At 62.8% G+C, this 22,867-nt stretch carries 21 protein-coding genes; 7 read left to right on the top strand and 14 right to left on the bottom strand.

Going from position 1 to position 22,867, the window contains the following annotated elements:
* Positions 1-3: 3 nt before the first annotated feature.
* From B4L36_RS09845 to B4L36_RS09830, 4 genes are read right to left on the bottom strand one after another with little or no spacing between them, the layout of a single operon-like run.
* Entirely contained in the window at positions 4-870 is an 867-nt protein-coding gene (locus B4L36_RS09845) for an ABC transporter permease (protein ID WP_292956170.1), read from the bottom strand.
* Positions 867-1,676: an ABC transporter ATP-binding protein gene (locus B4L36_RS09840; protein WP_292956167.1), complete on the bottom strand. Its 810-nt coding sequence runs from the start codon at positions 1,674-1,676 to the stop codon at positions 867-869. Before B4L36_RS09840 ends, B4L36_RS09845 begins: the two co-directional genes overlap by 4 nt.
* Entirely contained in the window at positions 1,673-2,812 is a 1,140-nt protein-coding gene (locus B4L36_RS09835) for an ABC transporter substrate-binding protein (RefSeq protein ID WP_292956164.1), read from the bottom strand. Before B4L36_RS09835 ends, B4L36_RS09840 begins: the two co-directional genes overlap by 4 nt.
* Entirely contained in the window at positions 2,761-3,792 is a 1,032-nt protein-coding gene (locus tag B4L36_RS09830; RefSeq protein ID WP_292956161.1) for a fumarylacetoacetate hydrolase family protein, read from the bottom strand. The genes B4L36_RS09835 and B4L36_RS09830 overlap by 52 nt, the downstream gene beginning before the upstream one ends.
* A gap of 28 nt (positions 3,793-3,820) precedes the next feature.
* Between B4L36_RS09830 and B4L36_RS09825 the strand changes: the two genes are divergently transcribed.
* Both B4L36_RS09825 and B4L36_RS09820 read left to right on the top strand, forming a co-directional pair.
* A complete protein-coding gene (locus tag B4L36_RS09825) occupies positions 3,821-4,495 on the top strand; it encodes a FadR/GntR family transcriptional regulator (RefSeq protein WP_292956158.1) in 675 nt (224 codons plus the stop codon).
* Between the two features lie 185 nt (positions 4,496-4,680).
* Positions 4,681-5,364: a fumarylacetoacetate hydrolase family protein gene (locus tag B4L36_RS09820; RefSeq protein WP_292956155.1), complete on the top strand. Its 684-nt coding sequence runs from the start codon at positions 4,681-4,683 to the stop codon at positions 5,362-5,364.
* A gap of 233 nt (positions 5,365-5,597) precedes the next feature.
* On the opposite strand, the gene iolG is transcribed toward B4L36_RS09820, so the two are convergent.
* From iolG to B4L36_RS09800, 4 genes are all read right to left on the bottom strand, one after another.
* Positions 5,598-6,602: an inositol 2-dehydrogenase gene (gene iolG, locus B4L36_RS09815; protein ID WP_292956152.1), complete on the bottom strand. Its 1,005-nt coding sequence runs from the start codon at positions 6,600-6,602 to the stop codon at positions 5,598-5,600.
* A 79-nt stretch (positions 6,603-6,681) separates the two neighbouring features.
* Positions 6,682-7,512, bottom strand: coding sequence for an ATP-binding cassette domain-containing protein (locus B4L36_RS09810; RefSeq protein WP_292956149.1), 831 nt, complete (start codon positions 7,510-7,512; stop codon positions 6,682-6,684).
* A gap of 11 nt (positions 7,513-7,523) precedes the next feature.
* A complete protein-coding gene (locus tag B4L36_RS09805) occupies positions 7,524-8,600 on the bottom strand; it encodes an ABC transporter permease (RefSeq protein ID WP_292956146.1) in 1,077 nt (358 codons plus the stop codon).
* 92 nt (positions 8,601-8,692) lie between these two features.
* Positions 8,693-9,637 carry a sugar ABC transporter substrate-binding protein gene (locus tag B4L36_RS09800; RefSeq protein ID WP_292956143.1) on the bottom strand — a complete coding sequence of 315 codons (945 nt, stop codon included), beginning with the start codon at positions 9,635-9,637 and terminating at the stop codon, positions 8,693-8,695.
* 491 nt (positions 9,638-10,128) lie between these two features.
* On the opposite strand from B4L36_RS09800, the gene B4L36_RS09795 reads away from it, so the two are divergent.
* Positions 10,129-11,127, top strand: coding sequence for a LacI family DNA-binding transcriptional regulator (locus B4L36_RS09795; protein WP_292956140.1), 999 nt, complete (start codon positions 10,129-10,131; stop codon positions 11,125-11,127).
* Between the two features lie 13 nt (positions 11,128-11,140).
* Here the strand turns inward: B4L36_RS09795 and B4L36_RS09790 are convergent, their stop codons facing one another.
* From B4L36_RS09790 to B4L36_RS09780, 3 genes are read right to left on the bottom strand one after another with little or no spacing between them, the layout of a single operon-like run.
* Complete coding sequence (locus tag B4L36_RS09790) at positions 11,141-12,274, bottom strand: Gfo/Idh/MocA family protein (protein WP_292956137.1); 1,134 nt, start codon at positions 12,272-12,274, stop codon at positions 11,141-11,143.
* Between the two features lie 12 nt (positions 12,275-12,286).
* A complete protein-coding gene (locus tag B4L36_RS09785; protein ID WP_292956134.1) occupies positions 12,287-13,180 on the bottom strand; it encodes a sugar phosphate isomerase/epimerase family protein in 894 nt (297 codons plus the stop codon).
* Positions 13,181-13,198: 18 nt separating this feature from the next.
* The gene (locus B4L36_RS09780; RefSeq protein ID WP_292956131.1) at positions 13,199-14,302 is read right to left on the bottom strand and encodes a Gfo/Idh/MocA family protein; all 1,104 of its coding nucleotides are present in this window, start codon (positions 14,300-14,302) and stop codon (positions 13,199-13,201) included.
* Positions 14,303-14,420: 118 nt separating this feature from the next.
* Between B4L36_RS09780 and iolD the strand changes: the two genes are divergently transcribed.
* From iolD to B4L36_RS09760, 4 genes are read left to right on the top strand one after another with little or no spacing between them, the layout of a single operon-like run.
* Entirely contained in the window at positions 14,421-16,289 is a 1,869-nt protein-coding gene (gene iolD, locus B4L36_RS09775) for a 3D-(3,5/4)-trihydroxycyclohexane-1,2-dione acylhydrolase (decyclizing) (RefSeq protein ID WP_292956128.1), read from the top strand.
* Positions 16,289-17,269 (top strand): 5-dehydro-2-deoxygluconokinase, encoded by a 981-nt coding sequence (gene iolC / locus B4L36_RS09770; RefSeq protein WP_292956125.1) that lies wholly within the window; start codon positions 16,289-16,291, stop codon positions 17,267-17,269. The genes iolD and iolC overlap by 1 nt, the downstream gene beginning before the upstream one ends.
* A 12-nt stretch (positions 17,270-17,281) precedes the next feature.
* Positions 17,282-18,139 carry a 5-deoxy-glucuronate isomerase gene (locus B4L36_RS09765; RefSeq protein WP_292956122.1) on the top strand — a complete coding sequence of 286 codons (858 nt, stop codon included), beginning with the start codon at positions 17,282-17,284 and terminating at the stop codon, positions 18,137-18,139.
* The gene (locus B4L36_RS09760; RefSeq protein ID WP_292956119.1) at positions 18,136-18,966 is read left to right on the top strand and encodes a class II fructose-bisphosphate aldolase; all 831 of its coding nucleotides are present in this window, start codon (positions 18,136-18,138) and stop codon (positions 18,964-18,966) included. Before B4L36_RS09765 ends, B4L36_RS09760 begins: the two co-directional genes overlap by 4 nt.
* A gap of 297 nt (positions 18,967-19,263) precedes the next feature.
* Here the strand turns inward: B4L36_RS09760 and B4L36_RS09755 are convergent, their stop codons facing one another.
* From B4L36_RS09755 to B4L36_RS09745, 3 genes are all read right to left on the bottom strand, one after another.
* Positions 19,264-21,042, bottom strand: coding sequence for a phosphatidylserine decarboxylase family protein (locus B4L36_RS09755; protein ID WP_292956116.1), 1,779 nt, complete (start codon positions 21,040-21,042; stop codon positions 19,264-19,266).
* 359 nt (positions 21,043-21,401) lie between these two features.
* Positions 21,402-22,055, bottom strand: a complete 654-nt coding sequence (locus B4L36_RS09750) for a hypothetical protein (RefSeq protein ID WP_292956113.1) — start codon at positions 22,053-22,055, stop codon at positions 21,402-21,404.
* Positions 22,042-22,443 carry a DUF4396 domain-containing protein gene (locus tag B4L36_RS09745; RefSeq protein ID WP_292956792.1) on the bottom strand — a complete coding sequence of 134 codons (402 nt, stop codon included), beginning with the start codon at positions 22,441-22,443 and terminating at the stop codon, positions 22,042-22,044. Before B4L36_RS09745 ends, B4L36_RS09750 begins: the two co-directional genes overlap by 14 nt.
* Between the last annotated feature and the right edge of the window lie 424 nt (positions 22,444-22,867).

Below are 22,867 nucleotides of genomic sequence, written 5' to 3'. Positions count from 1 at the left end.
CCCTCAGGCATTGTGGGATCCCACGGTTTCCTGCTGCCAGAACACCACCTTTCGCTGGGTCCACTGCACGATCACATAGAGCGCCAGGCCGATGAGGCTGAGATACAGAATCAGCGAGAAGACGCGCGGTGTGTTGAGTTGTGAGGCGGCAACGCGGATCAGTTCTCCGAATCCCTTGCCGCCGCCCAGGAATTCGCCGGTGATCGCACCGGCCATGACGCCCACGGCGCCGATCTTGATGCCGGTGAAGATCTGCGGCAGACCCGTCGGCAGCTTCATCTTGATGAGCGTCTGCATCCGGCTTGCGCCCATGGTCTTGAACAACATGCGCGCGTTTTCATCCGCAGCATGCAGCCCGGCCGCTGTGCCCACGACAATCGGAAAGGTCGCGATGAACGCCGCCAGCGCCACCTTGGATTCGATGCCGAATCCAAGCCAGGCAACGAAAAGCGGCGCGAAGGCCACCTTTGGCATCGTGTCGATGGCGACCAGGTAAGGCATGACCGCCTTTTCCCCGAACGCGGTTTCGCCCACCAGCACGCCAAAGGAAAACCCGATCAGGATTGCCAGCGCGAAGCCATAGAAAACCTCCTTCATCGTGATCCAGAGCGGCTCCAGCATGTAGCCGGCGGTCAGAAGATTCTGACCGACAAACAACACGTCCTTCAGCGTTTCCATCGGGGTCGGCAGGATGATCGGCGAGACGAAGCCAAAGCTTGTCACGAACTGCCAGGTGCCGATGAAGGTCACGAACACGAAGGTCATGGCAATCCAGCGCGGAACCGAATCGATGAAGGCGACTTCCTGAACCCAGACGGTGTCCTGCACCGTCTCGGCATCGGAGGGCTGATTGGTCTGATACTCGGTCACATGTCCTCTCCCTTGTCCAGCATGCCGCGAATGTGATCGACGATCTCGCCGAACTTCGGCGTCGTCATCATGTCCAGCGTCCGGGGCCGGGGAAGATCGACGGTCACGATCTCGGCGATGCGGCCGGGGCGCGGTTTCATCACGATGATGTCGTCGGACAGAATGACGGCTTCCTGAATGGAATGGGTGACAAGAAAGGCGGTGGCGTCCTGTTCGCGACAGATCCGCTGAAGTTCCATGTTCATCATGTCGCGCGACAGCTCGTCCAGCGCGCTGAACGGTTCGTCCAGCAGCAAGACTGCCGGTTCGGTGATAAGCATCCGACAAATCGAGGCGCGCTGCGCCATGCCGCCGGACAGCTCGTTGGGATAAACGTTCTCGAAACCCTTGAGGCCCACGATGTCGAGAAGCTCGTGGGCCTTGTCCATCGCCTTCCTGGCGGCCGCCTTGCCGTCGCGAATTTCGATCGGCAGGACGATGTTTTCAACTGCGGTCTTCCACGGAAACAGCGTGGCCTGCTGGAACATCATGCCGATGTCCCGGCGGGGCCCCGTCACTGGCTGATGCTGCAGGATCACCCGGCCCCTTGTGGGCGGGATCAGCCCGGCCATGATCTTGAGCAAGGTCGACTTGCCGCAACCGCTGGACCCGATGATCGAGGTAAAGCTGCCCTTGCGCAGGGTGAGACTGACGTCTTCAAGCGCGATCACACGGTTGCGCGCATAGGTCTTGCTGACCTTTGTCAACTCGTAGACCGGCGCGCCAAGAGGCGCGCCGGAATAGTCGTGTGCAACGGCTGTGTTCATCCGCCCGCGGCCTCGCTTCCAAGCTTCGCGAACTCGTTCGTCCAGGCGGCGTCCAGATCATCAAGCGGGCTGGACAGCTCGCCGCCCGCGATCAGCGATTCCTGCCATTCGGCCCAGACCTCGGCCGGATACCAGCCAAGATGCGGGCTGCCCTCGGGGGGGATCGTCTTGGAGCGGACCGCGTCGAAAAGCGCGGACTGGAATTCCTTGTCCTCGCCTTCCTGCGGATTGCCGTCCGCCAGATGACCGAGAACCTTGTCGCGGTTCGCATCGTCGAGGGCGAAGGCATGTCCCTTGGCAAAGGCGCGGCTCCAGGCTTCGACCAGCGCGCGGTCGTTGGCGATAGTATCGGCCATGGTTGCGATGCCGTTCCCGAAGAAGCGGCCGAACTCCTCGGGGGTGATATCCCGCACGGCCATGCCACGCTGATTGAGGATGGCGGTATCGGCGGTCGATGAAGAATAGGCGTCGATTTCGCCGTTCAGGAAGGCCGCTGTCGCCGGACCACCGTCGCCGACGGTGAGGAAGTCGTAGTCCTGACCCTCGGTCATGCCTGCACCGGACATGACGTTGCGGGCAAACCCGACCTCGGCGCCGTCGGCCGTGCCGGTGCCGATCACCTTGCCGCGCAGCTGGTCGATGCTCTGGAAGTCGGAATCGTCCTGCACCGCGATGCCGAAGTTGCTGCGTGCGGCGACGTTGTAGATGTGCACCGCGTCCACACCACGGGACCGCGCCGCCAGCAGCGGACCGGGACCGGGGCGTCCGAACTGCGCCTGACCTGCGGAAAGCGCCTGCAGCACGGCGCCGGACCCGTTGATCGCTTCCACGTTGACGTTCAAACCCTCTTGCGCGAAGTACCCTTCGCCGATGGCGACGAACACGGGAAAAGAGTTGATGGCGGACGGGCTGGGCTGAACGAAGGTGATGTCGCGCATGGTCTGTGCCAGCACCGATTTGCCCAGAAAGCCCGTGGCCGGAACGGCGGCCAGCAGTGAGGCGGTAAACGCTCTTCTGTTGATCATGGTCATTTTCCTCCCGTTTATGGTTCTGCCTTTCGCCGCCTCCTCTGCGGCGGCGGGCGCTATACGGCGCGCACGGTGTTGCAAAGCGTGCCGATTCCCGAAATCCTGCATTCGACCGTGTCGCCGTCCTTGAGGAACCGCGGCGGCTCCATGGCATAGCCGACGCCGGATGGCGTGCCGGTGGCAATAATGTCGCCGGGCTCCAGCGTCATTCCTTCCGACAGCGACGCAATCAGCGTCGGGATATCGAAAATCATGTCGGCCGTGGTGCCATCCTGACGTTGCTCGCCATTGACCCTGGTCCCGATGGATAACGCGTGCGGGTCGGCGATGGCGTCCGCGGTTTCGATCCAGGGGCCGATCGGACAGGATCCGTCCAGTCCCTTGCCTTTGAAATACTGGCCGCCGTGGCGACGCTGGATGTCCCGTGCAGAGATGTCGTTGAGGATCGTGTATCCGAAGACGTGATTCATGGCATCGGCCTTGGCGATGTTCCGGCCGGCCGTCCCGATCACGACGGCCAACTCGACCTCGTAGTCGATGCATTCGGACAGGTCCGGGAAAACCAGGATGTTTCCGCCTGGCGGAACGATGGACGTGATCGGCTTGCTGAAAAAGACCGGATGCCGGGTCACGCCCACATCCTGTTTCTGCGCGCGGTCGCCCTCGGCGATGTGTTCCGCGTAGTTTCGTCCGACGCAAAAGACGTTCTTCCGCGGGGCCGGTATCGGTGCAAGCAAGGCCGCGTTCGCCGGCGCAAGGGCGTCAGCATGGTTCCCGGCCTCGGCATCGGCCACCAAACGTCCAAGCGCGGCAACCGCTTGGTCGCCGCCTTCGATGAGGCCCTGCATCGAACCGGCCCGAAGCGCGTCGGCACCCGATCCGGAAATACCCCGAGCGGCTTTCGCGATGTCCAGCCTTTTGCCGTTCTTCAGAATTGCGACGCAGACGTCTTGTTCGCCCACGGAAATCGTTGCCAGCCGCACTCGGCATCCCTCCCTCGTGATAACATGTGGCGTCAGAGCGAACAGAACTGCGACTCGCTGCCACATTCTTGAGGAAATGTTTGAATATCTCTCGGAAGCGATCAATCAACCAATTAGGGAATTGGGAGAGATCATGACCACCGATCTGACAAAGAGGCTTCGGGATCTGATCGACGATGCCGGGTATCGGCACAACGACCGGATCCCGCCGGAACGCGATCTGTGCATGCGCCTGGGCACGACGCGGAACCAACTGCGCAAATCCTTGTCCGAACTGGAAGCGCAAGGCCGTATCTGGCGTCATGTCGGTCGAGGCACCTTTGTCGGCGCGCGACCCGTTCTCAATCTTCAGGACGTGACCTATCTGCGCGACCAGATCAAACCCGAACAGGTGGTGACCGTTCGGCTCAACATCGAGCCGGAACTGAGCCGGCTGGCCGCACAGCACGCCGGCAAAACCGACTGCGAACAGATGAAGCTATGTGCCGAAAAATGCAGGAACGCCGAAGATTGGCGCGCATACGAGGCATGGGACAACCATCTGCACCACGCCATCGCGCGGGCCACCCGGAACCAGCTGTATCTCTATTTCTTCGAGACGCTGAACTCGGTGCGCCGGTCCATCGTCTGGGGGCAACCGCGCGAAACCCGCGCGCCGGCCACCGATTATTCCAGCTTCCGCGAACACGATGAAATCGTCGCCGCCATCATCGCCGGTCAGGGCGAACTTGCCGCCATCGCGATGCGGCGTCATCTTCGTTCGGTCTATTCCCGCGTCTTGCCCGGCAATATCCCCGAGGACGGCTGAGGTCGCCGGATGCCGGAACCAATCTGGAAAATGGTTGTTCGTGCGACCCTCGCGACCACTTGCCAATCATGCGCGAATTCTTCGAATAATCGGTCGAAGGCGCCGTCTTCTCGGCCGGCGTGAAAGACGTCGCGCGATCAATCACGGATCGGGTCTTCGACCACCAAGCGTTCAGGAGAACAGCAATGCCGGATCATGTCATCCCCACACCGCAAGCGCATGTCATTCCCGCCGGGGACGGCGGCAGCTTTCCCGTGCGGCGCGTTTACTGTATCGGCCGCAACTTTGCGGCCCATGCGGTCGAAATGGGGCATGATCCCGATCGCGAGCCCCCGTTCTTCTTCCAGAAGAACCCCGACAACCTGGATCCATCGGGCGAATTTCCCTATCCGCCCCACTCGTCGGATGTTCATCACGAGGTAGAACTGCTTGTCGGTCTGAAATCCGGCGGCACGAACATCCCGCTGGACCGGGCTCTGGATCACGTCTGGGGTTATGGCGTTTGCCTTGACATGACGCGGCGCGATCTTCAGGGCGAGGCGAAGAAGCTGGGTCGCCCGTGGGAAATCGGGAAGGCATTCGAACGCTCTGGCCCGGTCGGTCCGCTGCGGCCTGTCTCCGAGGTCGGCCATCCCGATCAGGGACGGATCGAGCTGAAGGTCAACGGCGAGCTGCGGCAGGAGGGAGACCTGAACCAGATGATCTGGAAGGTGCCCGAGATGATCTCGTATCTTTCAGAATATTTCGAGCTGGCGGCCGGCGACGTCATCATGGCCGGAACGCCGTCGGGTGTGAACGCCATCGCGAAGGGTGACGTGCTGGAAGCCGCGATCGAAGGCGTCGGAACGCTGACCGTCAAGGTCGTCTGATTTCACAGGGACAGATCCGGCCGGGGCGACGCTGCATGCGATGCCTCACCATCGTCTTTTCCATGCACCTGCTTTCAAGGGCTCGGCGCAAGGACCAATCTGCGCGATACTGCTGCGTGTGCCGCAGGATCGACATTATCGGACTGGACGCGGGTTTCGCCAGGCACCGCCCGCCGGCTTGCACCTTGGAGGCCCGATCGCGCATTGGCCGGTGACGAATTCGAACGATTTGCTCAAGGCAGCACCTCCGAAATCGAGACCAGCCGCTTTTCGGCGACCGAGCGGGCTGCCGCCTCGGCGAGGACGAGTGCCATCAGGCCATCATGGCCGGTCGTTGGCGGCAAGCCGCCGCTCTCTATCACCTGCACGAAGGTGGCGATCTCGGCCGCGTAGGCCGCGCTGTAGCGCGTCATGAAAAAGTCGAGAAGCGGGGGGCGCGTGAATCCGCCGGCATTGGCCAGCGTGGTCCGGGATTGGTGGATGTTCTCGACCGCAAGCGCCCCTTCAGAGCCCAGCACTTCGATTCGCTGGTCGTAGCCATAGGTGGCGCGGCGCGAGTTCGTGATCGTGCATTGCCGACCGCCGGCCGTCCGCAGGATGACGCTGACGCTGTCATGGTCGCCCAGGCGCCCGATCTCGCGGTCGACAAGCACCGAAGCCGCGGCCTGCACCGATTCCACCTCTTCTCCAAGCAGCCAGCGGGCGACGTCGAAGTCGTGGATGGTCATGTCCTTGAATATGCCGCCCGAGCGTTCGATATAGTCATAAGGCGGCGGCCCCGGATCGCGCGAGGTCAGCGTCACCATCTCCACGTTGCCGATATGGCCGGCGTCGATTGCGGACTTCAGCGCCAGGAAGTCGGGGTCGTAGCGGCGATTGAAGCCGACCATCAGCGTCGTCCCCGTCTCCTCGACGACGGCAAGGCATTGCTGGACGCGCGCCACCGACAGGTCCACCGGCTTTTCGCAGAATACGGCCTTGCGGGCCCGGGCGAACCGATCGATCAGGTCGGCGTGGGTGTCGGTGGGCGTACAGATAATGACGGCATCGACGTCCTGCGCGGTTTCGATCTCGTCGATGGTCCGGACGCTGGCGCCGTATTTGCCGGCAAGCGCCTGGGCCGCATCGGCGACCGGATCGGCGACCGCGACGCATTGTGCGCCATTGGTGGCCGCGACCGCTTGCGCGTGGGTCTTGCCGATGCGGCCAGCACCGAGGATGGCGAGCCTGAGAACCATGATGAATCCCTTTGGCGGGCGCAGTCTGTGCGCCGGTTTCTGATTGGAAGGATCCGCGACGAATCCCTTGCGGAAAATCTCAGGCGGTTTCGGCGTATTCCGGCTGGGTCTTGGCGCCGGTGATGTAGGCGACGACATCCTCGCCACTGGTGTCCTGCTTGCGCAGGTTGGCGCAGATGCGGCCGCGGCGCCAGACCACGATTCGGTCGCAGAGGTCCATCACCTGCCGCATGTTGTGGCTGATCAGGATCAGTGGCTCGCCCTGTTCCTTCAGCGTGCGGATGATGTTTTCGACCTGAACGGTTTCCTGAACCCCAAGCGCGGCGGTCGGTTCGTCCATGATGGTCAGCTTGGAATGGAAGGTGGCGGTGCGGGCGATGGCGACGCATTGGCGCTGGCCGCCCGACATGTGCTGGATCGTGTTGCGGATGTTGGGGATCTTCACGCCGGTCTTCTCCAGTCCCGCCAGCGTGGCCTTTCGCATTCCCTTGTAATCGAGGATCGAGAACGGCCCAAGATTGAACTTGCGCAATTCGCGACCCAGGAACAGGTTGTCGGGCACATCCAGATGATCGGCCAGCGCAAGGTTCTGGAACACCGTCTCGATGCCGGCCTCGCGCGCCGCCAGCGGCCCGTCGAACTCGACATAATCGCCATTGAACCAGATCCTGCCGGCGGTCTTCTGTTCGACCGCGGTGATCTGGCGCACGAAGGTCGACTTGCCGGCCCCGTTGTCGCCCATGATCGCCACGTGCTCGCCCTTGCGGATCTCGAAGTTGCAATCCACCAGCGCGTGAACGCCGCCATAATGCTTGGTCAGCCCCTCGGTTCGCAGGATGACCTCGGCCGGTTCGACCCGCGGATGCGGCGCCTCGGCGCCCGAGATGTTGGTCTGGATATCGCTGGCCATGATGTTCTCCCTCAAGCCTTTGCCGCGGCGCGTTTCTGGCGCCACTGGTCCAGAACGACGGCACCCACGATGATCGCGCCCTTGACCATCTCCTGGTAGTAGGCGTCGAGGCGCAGGAAGGTGAAACCCGAGATGATCACCCCGAAGATCAGCGCGCCCAGCACGGTGCCGAGGATCGTCCCGCGGCCACCCTGAAGCGAGATTCCCCCGATCACGGCCATCGCGATGGCATCGAGTTCATACATCAGGCCCATGCCGGCCTGGGCGGTCAGGTTCTTGGAACTGAGCACCAGCGCGGCGATGCCCGCCAGCAGACCGGCGATGGAATAGACCAGAACCTTGTGTCGCGCGACCTTGATGCCGGACATCCGCGCGGCCGCCTCGTTCGAGCCGATGGCATAGGTGTGCTTGCCATAGACGGTGTATTTCAGGATCAGGTGAAACAGGATCGCGAGGAACATGAAGATGAAGACCGGCATCATGCCCGATCCGATCGCCGTGTAGCTTTCCGTCGGGAAGGATACGGGCTGGCCCGCGGTCCACCACTTCGCGACGCCGCGGGCCGACACCATCATGCCAAGCGTCGCGATGAAGGGCGGGATACCCGTATAGGCGACAAGCAGGCCGTTGATCAGCCCCGCGACCAGACCGCAGGCCAGCGCCACGATCATGGGCACGATCAGCGGCAGGTCGACCCAGCCCTGCTCGAAAAAGACCGCGCGGCTATTCTCGATGCCGTTGATCTGGCCGACCTGGGCAAAGCTCATGGCGATCATTGCCGTTGCACCGACGACAGAGCCTGACGACAGGTCGATCCCGCCGGTGATGATCACCTGCGTCACGCCGAGCGCGATGATTCCGATGATCGAGACCTGAAGGATGATGATCTGCAACCGCGCGGTGTTGAACAGACCGTCGATGTTGTCCCGCGTGTTGAACAGAAAGCTGTCATTCATCAGGAACCGGCCCAGCACTTCGAACGCGAGGACGATCAATGCCAGGCCGATGGCGACGCCGGCCTCGGGCGGCAGACCGCGTTTCGATGCGTCAAAGGCAAGTCCGCCGACCCCATGTGGTGATTCCGCCATCTCGGGTTCTCCTCCTTGCCCGGCCTCACTGGCCGGAGGTCGGGAGACGGCGCGGAATTGCGCCGCCTCGGGGCCTTTCGAGCGTGAAACGCTCAGTTCTGGGTGGTGAAGTCGGACATGTTCTCGGGCGTCACGAGCTGGAACGGGATGTAGACCTTGCGATCGACTTCCTCGCCACGCGCCAGCGCCAGCGCGGCATCGATCGAACCCGCGCCCTGCCCGGCGGCGTCCTGAAACACGGTCACGTCAAGTTCGCCCGCCGCCATCGCAAGGAGCGCATCGCGAGTCGCGTCGATGCCACCCACGACCACATCCTCCATCGCGATGCCCGAAGCCTTCATCGCCTGGATCGCGCCGATGGCCATTTCGTCGTTGTTGGCGATGACGGCGTCGAATGGCTGGCCGGTTGACAGCCAGTTCGTCATCATGTCCTGCGCCTCGTCGCGCTGCCAGTTCGCCGTCTGCCTGTCGATGACGTCTATCTCGACCGCGCATTCGCCGCCTTCGATCACGTCGCTGATGTCCTGCGTCCGAACCACGGCGGCCTGGTTCGACAATTCGCCCATGAGGATATAGATCTCGGCCGGATCCTTGCCGGCGGCGCCCAGCATATCGCAGATCGCGACCGTTTGCAGCGACCCCGATTCGCGCTCGTCCGAGCCGACGAAGGCCTGGTTGTCCGGCATCGAATCGACATTGATCGGTTCCCGGTTGACATAGACAAGCGGCACACCCGCCGTATTGGCGGCGTCCGACATGGCCTGCGTGGCCGAGGTATCGACCGGATTCACGATGATCGCGTCGACGCCCGAGGCGATGAAATTGTTGATCTGGTCAAGCTGCTTGCCGACATCGTTCAGCGCGTCCTCGACCTGTATATCGACATCCTCGAGGCTGCCGGCGTATTCCATCATGCCGTTTCTGAGCACGGTCAGGAAATTGTCGTCGAACGATGACATCGATACCCCGATCGATTCGGCCATCGCCGCCGTCGAAAGGAGCGACACCAGCCCCCCTGCAATGATCGTTTTCTTCATCTTTCCTCCTCCATTGGTGTCCGGCTCACCTTGATCAATGCCGGATCATGCCGCTTTTTGTGGCAAAGCGGGTTCCAGGCGGTCGCGGCAGCGACCGACATGTTCAGCCGATGTTTGGAACCGTCATGGCATTGATGGCAAAGGACACCATGTTCTGTCGAATTCCGGTTGGAGCTGTCCCGCCATGACGGTCAGATCCGGTTCGGGATGAAGAAACCGGCAGGCCGGGCGCCGGACTTGTCCGGTCGCGCGCAAGCCCGGCCTCACGATCGGCTGTGACGCAAGAAGCTTCGCAAGTCCGGATTCCATCCCCATCTCCCGGCTGTCCCGACCTTCAGGGCGGAGCCCCAACATTCCGAGATAGAAGTAAACATAGATTGACGCGAATTGCAACCGGTTGCAAATACTGGCTGGCAGTTTTATTCATGTCACCGTCGGGCAAACGCATGTATGAGTCCGCCGTTCACCATTTTTGCGGAGGCGATCACGGGATGCCGGTGACTCTGAAGGATGTCGCTGAAAGGGCGGGTGTCTCGCGCTCTGCGGTTTCGCGCACCTTCACGGATGGCGCATCGGTTTCCACGACAATGCGCCGCAAGGTGGAAAAGGCCGCAAGAGAGCTTGGCTACAGTCCCAATGCACTGGCTTCCTCGCTGACCACGGGCCGGACCAAGCTGATCGGCCTGGTTTCCAACAACTTCCTCAATCCGATCTTTCTGCAGGTCTTCGACCTTTTTACCCGCGGCCTGCAAGACCGGGGATTGCGCCCCTTGCTCGTGAACCTGTCGAACGAAACGGATCCGGAAAATTCGGTTCGCATGCTGCGGCAGTATTCCGTCGATGGCGTGGTCGTCGCCTCATCCACTCTGCCTTCGGATTTCGCCATGGCCTTCCGGGATGCCGGCGTGCCGGTTGTGCATGCCTTTGGCCGATATTCCTCCTCGCCGAAGGTCCATGTTGTCGGGATCGACAACCGCGAAGCGGGCCGATTGGCCGCGCGCACCCTGGTCGAGCGCGACTATCGCGACATCGCCTTTCTTGGCGGACCCGAGATCGCGACCTCGACCCAGGACCGGTTTGCCGGGTTCATGTCCGAACTGGCGGCGCATCCGAAAATCCGGGTCAGCCATTCCTTCGCCCTCGCCTATTCCTTCGACGCCGGACGTCAGGAGATGTTGCGCCTGCTGAAGGCCGGGCCGGCCCAGGCCTATTTCTGCGGCGATGACGTCCTGTCCATCGGCGCGCTCTCGGCCATCGCCGACAGCGGCTATTCGTGCCCTGCGGATATCGGGATCATCGGCTTGAACGACATGGAAATGGCCCGATGGGAGAACATCAACCTGACCACGATCCATCAACCGATCGAGCAGATCGTCACCTCGTCGATCGAACTGATGCTGGCATTGCTGAAAGACCCCGATCGCCATCCGGAGGCGCGGATCTATTCCTGCCCGGTGGTCGAGCGGGGCACCCTGCGCGCCCCTGCCTGACCGATCGGCGCGCTCAGCGGAACATCGGCGGCCGGGCCTCCGTCCAGGCGCCGCTGGCTCTTGCCGAGGTCACGGCCGCATGGACCGCCGCCATCGAGCGCACACCCGCCGCCGCGTCGGGCAACCCGTCGCGGGGCTCTCCGGCGATGGCATCGGCCAGGTCGCAATAGATATTGGCCACGGCGAGGGGGAAGCCCTCGGGGTGGGCGACAGCCACGCGAGACAGGCGCCGTGCTTCCTCGTGCAGCCCGCTTTCGCCCTTCTCGATGATCTGCGTGCGGCCACCCAAGGGCGTGTAGATCAACTGGTTCGGCTGCTCGGACGCCCATCGAAGCCCGCCCGTCTCGCCAAAGACCTGGACGTCGAAACCGTGCTGCCGCCCGATGGCCACGGACGAGGTCCAGAGCCGGCCGACAATGCCGCTCTCCATCCGAAAATTGACCATCGCATCATCCTCCAGCGCGCGGCCCGGGATGGTGGAGGCGAAATCGGCCGAGAGCCGTTCCACCTCGTCGTCGCACAGGAAACCGGCCATATGCAGGGCATGGATGCCGCAATCGGCGAACTGGCCGGAAACCCCTGCCATCTTCGGATCATAGCGCCAGCGGATCCGGGGGTTGTCGGCATCCTTGGCGTCGCCGTGATGGCCGTGGCTGAAATTGGTGATCACCAGGCGAACCTTGCCGATCTCTCCCGCCCGGACCATGGCGCGGGCCTGGCGGATCATCGGATAGGCCGAATAGCAATAGTTGACTGCGCAGATCCGGCCGGATTTCCTGGCCACGCGGACGATTTCCTCACCCTCCTCGACGGTCATGGTCATCGGCTTTTCGCAAAGCACGTTGAACCCGGCTTCGAGAAAACCTTTGGTGATCTCGAAATGCGTGGCATTCGGGGTGGCGATGGTCACAAGATCGATGCGGTCGGCACGGCCTTTTTCGGCTGACAGCATCTCCTGCCAGTCGCCATAGGCGCGGTCGGCCGCGATTCCCAGCCGCCGCGCATAGGCGCGTCCGGCCTCGGGTCGGTGGTCAAGCGCGCCGGCGGCGAATTCGAAACGGCCATCGGCCAGCGCGCCCAGCCGGTGGGCCGGGCCGATCTGACTGCCTTCTCCGCCGCCGATCATGCCCCATTTCAGCTTGGTCATGGCCTGTTCCCCTTACTTGAAGCCGATGGATTCGAGATATTCGCGGTTCGCCCCGGCATCCTTGATCGGCGAGACATCGAGGGTGGGATCGCAGTCCTGCTCGACCGTGCACCAGCCCTCGAAGCCGGCGTCCAGCAGGACCTGGCGAACGGCCGGAAAGTCCACGTCACCCTCACCGAGGTTGCAGAAGATGCCCTGTCCGCAGGCATCATAGAACCCGGTGCGGTTCCGGATCGCCTCGGCCTTTACCCTCGGGTCGATATCCTTGAAGTGCATGTAGGAAATTCGGCCGATATGCTTTTTCATGAAGGCCACGGGGTCGAAGCCGGCATAGGAATGGTGCCCGGTGTCGAAGCAGATCCCGAGGATCGTCTCATCGACCTCGTCCAGCAGGCGTTCCAGTTCCGGCTCGAAGTCCAGGAAACCCGCGGCATGGGCATGAATACCCACCGTCAGGCCGTATTCCTCGGCCCCGATCCGCGCGCTTTCGGCGATTCGGTCGCGGAAGGCGATCCATTCGGCGCGGTCCATCTGTTCGGCCTCGCCGGCACGGCCGGCGGTGGGCGCGCGGCGCGGCGAGATGGAATCGATCAGCACCAGATGCTGGGCCCCATGGGCCCTGAGCGCGCGCGCAGTGCGGTGGGTGGCGTCAAGCACGTCCTTCCAGGCTTCGGGGTCATGATAGGGGCGGAAGACGACGCCGCCGATCAGCTCGAGCCCGTGTTCCTCCAATGCGTCCGACAGGATCCCGGGATCCTCTGGCATGAAGCCCACGGGGCCGAGTTCGATCCCCTTGTAACCCGCCGCAGCGCATTCTGCGAGAACGGTCCGCCATGCCGGGTTCCGGGGATCCTCTGCGAATTCCACCCCCCACGAGCAGGGCGCGTTGCCGATTCTGATGGTCATGCCTGCGTTCTCCGGTGATCAGAAATCTTTGATGTCGGTCCAGGTCCCGGCGTCGGCCGAGGCGCGCATCGCGGCGATGACCCGATTGACCTCATGCCCGTCGCGAAAGCAGGGCCAATGCGGCTGACCGGTCTCGATCGCATGCAGGAAATCCCTGGCCTCGATGATGATCTGGTCCTGGTAGCCGGTGCCATGGCCCGGCCCCTGGCAGAATGGCGCGTAGTCGGGATGCGCCGGACCGGTCAGGATCCTGGTGAAGCCGCGCTCTGCCTCGGGGCCCTCCATCCGGTAGAGCCAGATCGCATTCTGGTCTTCCTGGTCGAACCGGATCGCGCCCCTGGTGCCGCTGATTTCATAGGCGAAACCCATCTTGCGGCCGGTCGCGATGCGCGAGAAATACATCTGCCCCATCGCGCCGTTCTCGAACCGGCACATCATCTGGGCGTGATCGTCGTTGCTGACCTCGCCGCCGGCGCGCGTCTTGTGAACGGTCTCGTAGCTGCCCGCCACCGAGATGATCGGCCCCATCAGCGCCAGGGCGCCGTTGACCATATGCGGGGCAAGATCGCCCATCGTGCCATTGGCCATGCCGCTGGTCCGCCAGGTGGCCGGGGCCTTGGGGTCGGCCAGGAAATCCTCGGTATGTTCGCCCCGGAACCAGGTGATTTCTCCGATCTCTCCGGCGGCGACGAGGTGACGGGCGAACTGACTGGCGGGGGTGCGGATATAGTTGAAGCCGACCATGTTCACGACGCCCGCATTCTCGGCCGCGGCGACCATGGCGGCGCTGTCCTCGAGCGAGGCACCCATGGGTTTTTCGCAGAAGACCGCTTTGCCCTGCGCGAAAGCCGCCTCGGAAATCATTCGATGCGTCTCTTGCGGCGTGGCGATGACGATGGCTTCGACGCCGGGATCGTCGACCAGGGCCTTCCAATCCGAAGTGGCGCGGGCAAAGCCGTAGGCGGCGCGATAGCGTTCCGCGCTGTCGGGGGACGAGGCACAGACCATTTCGAGCCGGGGCCGCAGGGTCGTGTCGAAGATCGCGCCGACCGCGGACATGGCCACGGCATGTGCCTTGCCCATATACCCGCCGCCCAGAATGCCGATGCCGATTTGGGTCAAGCTGTCCTCCTGCCAGATTTTGATTGCAACCGGTTGCAAAAAACGTATCGTGAGAATCGACAACTCGCAAGCTGCATTCGCCAGCGATCGGAAATATTCAACGGGGGTTCGCGCAGAGATGACCGCGTCCAACGACACCATCCGGCTGACCACGGCCCAGGCGATCATCCGCTGGCTGTCCAACCAGTTCATCGAGATCGACGGACGGGAAATGCGCGTCTGCGGCGGCGGCTTCGGCATCTTCGGGCATGGAAACGTCACCTGCCTGGGCGAAGCCCTGAACCGCGTCCATGACCAGTTGCCGCTGTATCGCGGACAGAACGAACAGGGGATGGGCTTTGCCGCCGCGGGTTATGCCAAGCAATGGCTTCGCCAACGCTTCATGTTCTGCACCGCCTCGGCCGGGCCGGGCACGGCCAACCTCTTGACCGCGGCAGGGCTTGCCCATGCCAACCGGCTGCCGATCCTGATGCTCTGCGGGGATACCTTCATCACCCGCCTGCCCGATCCGGTGCTTCAGCAGATGGAGAATTTCAACGACCCGACCCTCGGGGTAAACGACGCCTTCAAGTCGGTCAGCCGCTACTGGGACCGCATCTGCCATCCCGCGCAGGTCATCCAGTCGCTGCCCGCGGCCCTTGCGACCATGCTGGATCCCGCCGATTGCGGACCGGCCTTTATCGGATTGCCGCAGGACGTGCAGGGCTGGACCTATGATTATCCGGCCAGGTTCTTCGACAGGAAGGTGCACCGAATCCGCCGCCAGGCACCCGACGTCGCCGAAATCGCCGATGCCGTCGCGGCGCTGAAGGGGGCCGAACGGCCGATGATCATCGCCGGTGGCGGGGTGCAATATTCCCGCGCCGTGGCCGAACTGACCGCGTTTGCCCAGGCGCACCGGATCCCCGTGGTCGAGACCATCGCCGGGCGCGCCAATCTGGTGGCCGCGCATCCGCTCAATATCGGACCGATCGGCGTGACCGGATCGACCAGCGCCAACGCGGTGGCCGAGGCAGCGGACGTGATCCTTGCCGTCGGCACGCGGCTTCAGGACTTTACAACCGCCTCCTGGACCGCCTTTGCCAAGGACGCGAAGATCGTTTCGGTCAACGCCGCCCGCCACGACGCAAGCAAGCACATGTCCCTGCCGGTGGTCGGCGATGCCAGGCTGGCGCTCGACGCCCTTGCCGAGACACTCGATTACACCGCCCCCGAAGGCTGGGTGCGCTTCGCGCAGGACGAACGGAAAAAATGGGACGCCTACGTTGCCGAGAACGTCAAACCCGGCAACCGGCCCAACTCCTATGCCCAGGCCATCGGCGTCGTGAATGCCCATTGCGATCCGCGAGACCGGGTGGTGGCCGCCGCCGGCGGGCTGCCGGCCGAAGTGACCGCGAACTGGCGCACCCTCGAGACCGGCACGGTGGATGTCGAGTTCGGTTTTTCCTGCATGGGTTACGAAATCGCGGGCGCCTGGGGTGCGCGCATCGCCCAGGCCGAGCAGGAACCAGACCGCGACACCATCACCTTCTGCGGCGATGGGTCATACCTGTTGCTGAATTCCGACATCTATTCCTCGGTGCTCAGCCAGAAGAAACTGATCGTGCTGGTGCTCGACAACGGCGGCTTCGCGGTCATCAACAAGCTGCAGAACAATACCGGGAACGAAAGCTTCAACAATCTTCTGGAACATTGCCCGACAATCCCGCAGCCCTTCGGCGTGGACTTTGCGGCCCATGCGGCCTCGATGGGCGCCGCCGCCCAGAAGGTCGCCAACCCCACCGAGCTGGCCGAGGCCTTCAAGCGCGCCAAGGCATCGGACAAGACCTGCGTGATCGTCATGGAAGTGGACCCCTACGAGGGGTGGACCACCGAAGGTCACGCCTGGTGGGAGGTCGGCACCCCGCATGTCAGCGACAGCGAGAAGGTCCGTGCCGCCCATGAAGAATGGGAAACCACCCGCGCCAAGCAGCGGCGGGGCGTGTGATGGACCGTCTGATCGACGGTATTCGCAAAGGCCGCTTCGTCGTGCTGGGACGCGCCGGCATGGACATGTTCGCCGAGCCACCCGGCACCAAGGCCGAGCATGCCGAAACCTTCCGTGCCGATCTTGGCGGCTCATCGGCCAATATCTGCGCGGGACTTTGCAAGCTGGGAATGCAATCGGCGCTGGTCACCTCGGTCAGCGACGACACCGTGGGCCGCTTCTGCACAAACAAGCTGCGCGGCTACGGCGTTGACACCCGGTATGTGAAGGTTCTGGGCGGCGAGCATCGCGTTTCTCTTGCCGTGTACGAAAGCACGATGGAGGATTTCCAGCTTTGCATCTACCGCAACAACGCGGTCGATTTTCAGGTCACGGAAGCAGACGTGGACCGGGTCGACTACGCCGCCTTCGGCGCGCTTGTCACCGCAGGCACCGTCTTCGCGGCCGAGCCCTCGCGGTCCTCGACCTTCCGGGCCTTCGAGAAAGCCCGCGAGGCGGGCCTGCCGGTGATCTTCGATATCGACTACCGCGCCTATAGCTGGCCTTCGCCGCAGGTCGCCTCGATGGTGCTGATCCGTGCAGGCGAGGAAAGCGACCTGATCGTCGGCAATGACGAGGAATTCGGCTTCATGGCCGGCGGACTGGACAAGGGACTGGACAAGGCCCGCGAATTCGCTGCGGCGGGCAAGACGGTGATCTACAAGATGGGCCACAAGGGCGCGATCACCTTCGCCGAGGGCAGAGAGATCCGTTCCGGAATCTACCCCGTCACAGCTGTCAAGCCCAACGGCGCGGGGGACAGCTTCCTCGCGGGACTGCTGGCCGCACTTGCCGGGGGGCGACCGCTCGAGGAGGCTGTCCTGCGCGGCTCGGCCTGCGCCTCGATCGTGGTCAGCCGACCCGGCTGTGCCCCTGCCATGCCCACCGCGGCCGAGCTTGACGATTTTCTCGCCGCGCATCCCGGCCCCAGCAACACCTGAAAGGAGAGGCAGATGCATATCGCCCCCCATGACAATGCCAACACCCCGATCGTCGATGTCGACCACGACCTCGTGCCGCTGAACTACTTCAACATCGTCAAGCTGAAAAAGGGTGAAGGTTTCGACTATGCCGTTCCGGGCTACGAGACCTGCGTCGTGCCCGCGACCGGCACGGTCGATCTGGATGTCGAGGGCGCGATATTCGAGCGGCTTGGCCGTCGCGGCGTCGATGTCTGGGACGGCGAGCCCGAGGGCGTCTATGTTCCGGTCGGCGCGCGGACCCGGCTGACCTGCGTCAGCGACACGGCCGAAATATTCATCGCCGGGGCGAAGTTCGACAGGGTGCTCGAGCCGTTTGATGTTCGCGAGGCCGAACTCGACCTCGTGCAATACGGCTCGGACGAGACCAAGACCCACCGCAAGATCAAGCACATCCTCGGCTCCAGGCAGCACGGCAGGGTGGGCCGCCTTCTGGTATCGGAACTGTATACCGTCGGGCAAGGCGGCTGGTCGGGCTTTCCCAGCCACAAGCACGATTCCGATCGCGTGGACGAGGACGGGAAAATCGTCGAGACCCGGCACGACGAGACCTACAATTTCCGCTTCCGGCCCGATTGCGGCTCGGGCATGCAGATGCTTCAGCGCGAGGACAACGTGCCGGGCGATGCCTATCACATCATGAACGGCTCGACGATCCTGATCGACAAGGGCTATCACCCCTGCGCCGTGCTGCCGGGCTACGAGATGTATTATTTCACCATCCTCGGCGGGCTGAGCCAGCGAAGCCTGAAACAGTATTTCCAGCCGACCCATGCCGAACAATTGCACACGATACCGGGGATCATGGACATGGTGGCCAAGTTCAAATGACTCTGGCGACACTTTCGCAGGTGCTGCAGCCCGCGCTGCGGGACGGATACGCCGTGGCCGGGCTTGTCACCCTCGGCTGGGAGGACATGCGCGCCTATGTGGCCGCTGCCGAGGCCGAGGGGGTGCCGGTGATCCTGCAGGCCGGTCCGTCCTGCCGCGAGCATACGCCGCTGCCCGTGCTGGGCGCCATGTTCCGGCACCTGGCCGAACATGCCTCCATCCCGGTGGTTGCGCATCTCGATCACGGCTACAGCAGCGACGAATGCCGCATGGCCATCGATGCGGGGTTCACTTCGGTCATGTACGACGGCTCGCGCATGCCGCTTGCCAGAAACATCGATGAGACCGCGACCATCGTCGAGATGGCCCACGCGGCGGGCGTGTCCTGCGAGGGCGAAATCGGTTTTGTCGGATATGCTGACGGCGACGCCTCTGCCGGCACGGATCCGACCGAGGCGGCGGAATTCGCACGGGCGACCAACGTCGATGCCATGGCCATTTCCGTCGGCAACGTTCACCTGCAGCGAAACAAGGAGGGCGGTCTCGACGAAGCCCGGATCCGCGCGATCGAGGCCAGGACAGATGTGCCGCTGGTCATTCACGGCGGCTCCGGCGTGCCGGTGACGCAGCGGCGGGCACTGGCCCGCGGCTCAAAGGTCTGCAAGTTCAACATCGGAACGGAACTGCGCATGGCCTTTGGGCAGGCATTGCGACAGGCAGTCATGCAGGATCCCGATCGCTTCGACCGTGTGCAGATCCTCAGGGACATTCATGATCCGCTGGTGACGGCGACTCGAAGCGTGCTGAAGGCTTTCAAGAAAGAGTGATGGACCTCAAGACCGACTTCCCGGATCAAGGGCACGACCCGTCCATCGCCCAAGCCGACAGCAGTGAGGTCGGTCCTGGGCGATCCGCCTTCGTTTGCTGAAGCGTCGCTTGCGCGAGCATCGGGATATTGCCGCCGGCGAAACCTTCTTTGAAGACGTGCAGTTCATTCTGCGCAGATTGCGGATACAATCTGCAGTCTTGCACCGCCGGGTCGGCCTTCAGGATGTTGCGCCGGATCCAGCGCAGGCCATCGACAGGGCGAGCTTGCCTTTGTTGTCGGACGGCAACGGGCGGCGTTATCCGGCCGGAGTGACCGCGACCGAGACCTGGCCTTCGTTGTCGGTCAGTCCCGCGCCATATTTACCGGCAAGGTCGTCGTTGATGACCAGTTGCAGCAGACCGGTTTGACCCTTGGGCGTGATCGCGCCATCGCCGACGAGGAACGGCGGATTGGTCCCGATCCGCCCGATCAGCGCACCCTCCGGCGCCCCGACCATCGCATAGGCAGGCTGGGTCGCGGTGAGGCTGGACCCGTTCGCGTCATAAAGGTTGCCATCGTCGATACCGGGATTTGCCGTCCACAGATTGCCGACATATTTCAGCGCATAGGCGTCGCCTTCATTGACATAGCCGATGCTCTGCCATGGCAGATCGGCAGCGATATCATGGACGACATCCTGCCATTGCCCGATCTGCGACCCGATCAGGGTGATGTTCCCGCCGGTGCTGGCGCTGCCCTTGGGCAGGACGGGCTGCTTCTGGTAGACGTCTCCTGCGGCATTCTGAAAGATCAGCCGCTTGCCCGGTATCTTCTGGAAGATCAGCGCAAAGGAAGATCCGCCATATTCGAATTTGCCCATTTCCTGGCCCTTGCTGACCTGCGGATTCCCGGTCATTGCCGCATCGAACACGATCGATGATACCTCGCTCATTCCCAACGGAATGCAGCAGACATAGCCATAATCGGGGGTCTTGATGACCATGATTCCGCGGGCATTCACCTGCGCCAGATAGGGCAGCGAAGCGGTCGTGGCGCCGGCGAAATCAGGGATCACCAGCTTGTTGAAGAAATATCCCGGAACGGCCAGCGGATCAAACAGGACCTGTCCGTTCACCGGGCACCACCAGCGATGAAAATTGTAGGGGTTCAGATAGGTCTGAAAGATGGACCCGTCGGTAAAAAGATCGATCAGCTTGTGATCGTCAATGATCTTTTGCTGATCGGGAAGCTCGGACGACAGGATGTCGGACAGCGAATACAGCATGTCCTTGAACCAGAATACATCCTGGGCTGCGATGTTCTCGTCCCATCGGAACAGAGAGCCATCATTGGCGCTGACGACGATCCGGTTGCTGTCAGCGGCGGCGACCGGACGCGAGGCGTCCTTGTCCTTGAACTGGCGGGTAAAAAAGGAATTCCAGCTGGTCCAATAGGGCAGGGTTTCGCTGTCCTTCTGCCATACCTCGAACTGATAGGATTTCTTCGCAGCCGATGACAGCCATTGTTCGCCTTCGGTGCCGAACACCCAGTTCGAGGCTGAACTGCCCAGATATGTGTTCCATTCGTTCAGGATATCCGACATCTTTTCGTTGAACATCGGCAGGCGGAACAGGGTCATACCGCTCTGGGTCGGGTCGATTCCCACGACAAGCGCGGAAAACGGCAATCCGACCAGTTCGTTGTCGATGAATTGCGGTGTCTGGGTCAGCAGGGTGTTGAACGCCTGCAAAAGCTCATCCTTGCTGGCAATACGCGGGAAATTGACAGCTTCGGCCGCCGCCAGGTCGGACACGTGGATATTGCCGTTCTGCTTGCAGGCATCTTCGATCAGATAGGTGAGGACCGGATTGTCGCTGAGCAGGTCGTCCATGGCCTGCACGCTGGGCTGATATTCGGTCGGTTCGGTATTCAGCACCTGATCCAGAAACAGCCGCATCGAATTGCTGGACGGATGGGGAAGCCAGCTGCTGACCAGATTGAACGGATAATGCGGATCGGAATCCATCTGGTCATGGATATGATCGACGCTGCTTCCGCCCATCTTTCTGGCGGCCGAGACGGACGAAATTGTCATGGCTGGTCAATCCTTTTGATCGGTGAGGGCCGCGTTGTCCAGGAATCGATTTTAGCAAGTCATGTCATAGTGTTAGCCAAAAACTCGCCTTAAGCAAGAATTTTCGCGATTTTTTTACTTACGGGTCAAAGCGCGTTTCTCAATTCGGAGTCTGTGATATTCGCATCGGGAATCATGGTGCGGGATGGCGATATTCCCGCAGATCCGGACGCCCGGACCGCGCGACTGCCCGGATGGCCGGCGGTCACATCGCCGCGCCCGCCGTAAGCCCCGGATTCAGGGATCCGGCAAAACGGCTGTTTGGTGGCGATCTTGCCGAGATACGGGCTTCGGACCGCTTCGGCCCGAACCGCGAAAGTCTATCGCCCCCAGCGTTCGATCACTCCGTCCTGCCCGGCCGGATCCGCCAGCACGACCATGACGGTCCCCAATGCGTTCGGTTCTCCGAACACCAGCCGGTCCTGCGGCAGATCGGCCGCACGCCCCCCAAGGTCGAGAAATCCCAGCGTATCCTGCCAGTCGCCGATCATCGCCACAACGGCCCCCGCCGAATCCGTGCCGCGCAATTCGCCAAGCATCCGGCCTTCGGAATTGATGAGGATCGCGCCGCGGTAGTCCTGCTGCCCGGGCATCTGCGACAGGGGCGACGGCCGGGAGGCAGCCAGCGCGGCGGCGGTATCGCGCAGGCGCGACGCGGCGTCTTCGGGGCGGCCGTTCTGCAACTGACGGCGCGCTTTGGCGACCGATGCCTCGGCCTCTGCAAAGGGGCCGGTCCCGCCGGCGCCTTGGCTGGCAACCTCAAGCACACGATAGGCTTCGTCCAGCGCCGGAACGGCCTGCGCCCGACGGCCGGTATCGAGGTCTTCGACGGCCGTCTGCAACTGTGTCGCGGCACCGTCGCGCAGCGCGACCTCTCGGGTCGGCGGCGCGGCCTCCTGCTGAGCCTGCGCCGGCGCGGCGGCAAGAAGAAGCCCGGCTGCGAGACCGGCGCGAAGGGTTTCACGACATCCCATGTTTCCATCCAACCCTGATGAGGACGTAGTTTACCGGCACCGTCAGCAGCGCGCCCGCCAGCAGACCGAAGCTGGCAAAACCCCAGAAGGCGTAGGTCTCGGGCGGCGGCTGCTCGCCAACGACCCGCGGCGTGACCTGCGACATCACCACCCCCATGCCGATCATGACCGAGGCCATGGAAAAGAACTCGGCCCGGAATGCCTTCCACAGCGCCGCGACAAGACCGTTATCCTGCAGCAGGAAGGCCCAGAGCTGGAAGATCAGCCAGCCGAACGCGAAGCCCACGGCATATTCGAACCAGAATTCCTGCCAGAAGGTCACGCCGACCAGACGCAGCACGATCATGGCGGTCATGATCCCCAGCCCGTCGCCGCCGACGCAGTGGATCAGCGCGCCGTTGGTCTTGTAGAACGTATTGTTTACACAATCGTGATGGACCGTCTGCTTCCTTCTCGTCCATCTCGGCGATGCCCGACGGTCGGCAGGTCAGCCAGTAAAGCGCCAGGCCCAGGATCGAGAAGAAGAAGATGATGATCGGCCAAGCGGCCTTGAGCGGCGGATTGACCGCGGTATTGACGGCCAGCATGTCGTAAAGCGCCCAGGCCGCCGCGGCCATGCCGATCCCATACCAGGACAGGACGAACCACGGCTCTGCAAGAAATCCAGGAAACGCCACTGCGGGTCCTCCGGGGCAGTCCAACATTCCGGCCCGCGCGGCGCAGGCACCTGTGGGTTGAACCATCCGGCCGCTTTCAGGTTCCGCAGTCCGGGCGACTTTTCGGCAGGATGCGGGGAACATCCCGCCTTTACA

Origin of the sequence: Paracoccus sp. UBA889, from assembly GCA_002294185.1 — a bacterium.
GTDB lineage: Bacteria > Pseudomonadota > Alphaproteobacteria > Rhodobacterales > Rhodobacteraceae > Paracoccus.
This window is presented reverse-complemented; position numbering and strand designations above follow the sequence as displayed.

What these genes read in the sequence shown, in the direction of transcription:
- B4L36_RS09785 (WP_292956134.1), bottom strand. Translation starts at nt 13,180, where the DNA reads ATGACCATCAGAATCGGCAACGCGCCCTGCTCGTGGGGGGTGGAATTC.
- iolD (WP_292956128.1), top strand. Translation starts at nt 14,421, where the DNA reads ATGACCGCGTCCAACGACACCATCCGGCTGACCACGGCCCAGGCGATC.
- B4L36_RS09840 (WP_292956167.1), bottom strand. Translation starts at nt 1,676, where the DNA reads ATGAACACAGCCGTTGCACACGACTATTCCGGCGCGCCTCTTGGCGCG.
- B4L36_RS09795 (WP_292956140.1), top strand. Translation starts at nt 10,129, where the DNA reads ATGCCGGTGACTCTGAAGGATGTCGCTGAAAGGGCGGGTGTCTCGCGC.
- iolC (WP_292956125.1), top strand. Translation starts at nt 16,289, where the DNA reads ATGGACCGTCTGATCGACGGTATTCGCAAAGGCCGCTTCGTCGTGCTG.
- iolG (WP_292956152.1), bottom strand. Translation starts at nt 6,602, where the DNA reads ATGGTTCTCAGGCTCGCCATCCTCGGTGCTGGCCGCATCGGCAAGACC.
- B4L36_RS09755 (WP_292956116.1), bottom strand. Translation starts at nt 21,042, where the DNA reads ATGACAATTTCGTCCGTCTCGGCCGCCAGAAAGATGGGCGGAAGCAGC.
- B4L36_RS09825 (WP_292956158.1), top strand. Translation starts at nt 3,821, where the DNA reads ATGACCACCGATCTGACAAAGAGGCTTCGGGATCTGATCGACGATGCC.
- B4L36_RS09765 (WP_292956122.1), top strand. Translation starts at nt 17,282, where the DNA reads ATGCATATCGCCCCCCATGACAATGCCAACACCCCGATCGTCGATGTC.
- B4L36_RS09750 (WP_292956113.1), bottom strand. Translation starts at nt 22,055, where the DNA reads ATGGGATGTCGTGAAACCCTTCGCGCCGGTCTCGCAGCCGGGCTTCTT.
- B4L36_RS09820 (WP_292956155.1), top strand. Translation starts at nt 4,681, where the DNA reads ATGCCGGATCATGTCATCCCCACACCGCAAGCGCATGTCATTCCCGCC.
- B4L36_RS09800 (WP_292956143.1), bottom strand. Translation starts at nt 9,637, where the DNA reads ATGAAGAAAACGATCATTGCAGGGGGGCTGGTGTCGCTCCTTTCGACG.
- B4L36_RS09790 (WP_292956137.1), bottom strand. Translation starts at nt 12,274, where the DNA reads ATGACCAAGCTGAAATGGGGCATGATCGGCGGCGGAGAAGGCAGTCAG.
- B4L36_RS09835 (WP_292956164.1), bottom strand. Translation starts at nt 2,812, where the DNA reads ATGCAGGATTTCGGGAATCGGCACGCTTTGCAACACCGTGCGCGCCGT.
- B4L36_RS09805 (WP_292956146.1), bottom strand. Translation starts at nt 8,600, where the DNA reads ATGGCGGAATCACCACATGGGGTCGGCGGACTTGCCTTTGACGCATCG.
- B4L36_RS09760 (WP_292956119.1), top strand. Translation starts at nt 18,136, where the DNA reads ATGACTCTGGCGACACTTTCGCAGGTGCTGCAGCCCGCGCTGCGGGAC.
- B4L36_RS09810 (WP_292956149.1), bottom strand. Translation starts at nt 7,512, where the DNA reads ATGGCCAGCGATATCCAGACCAACATCTCGGGCGCCGAGGCGCCGCAT.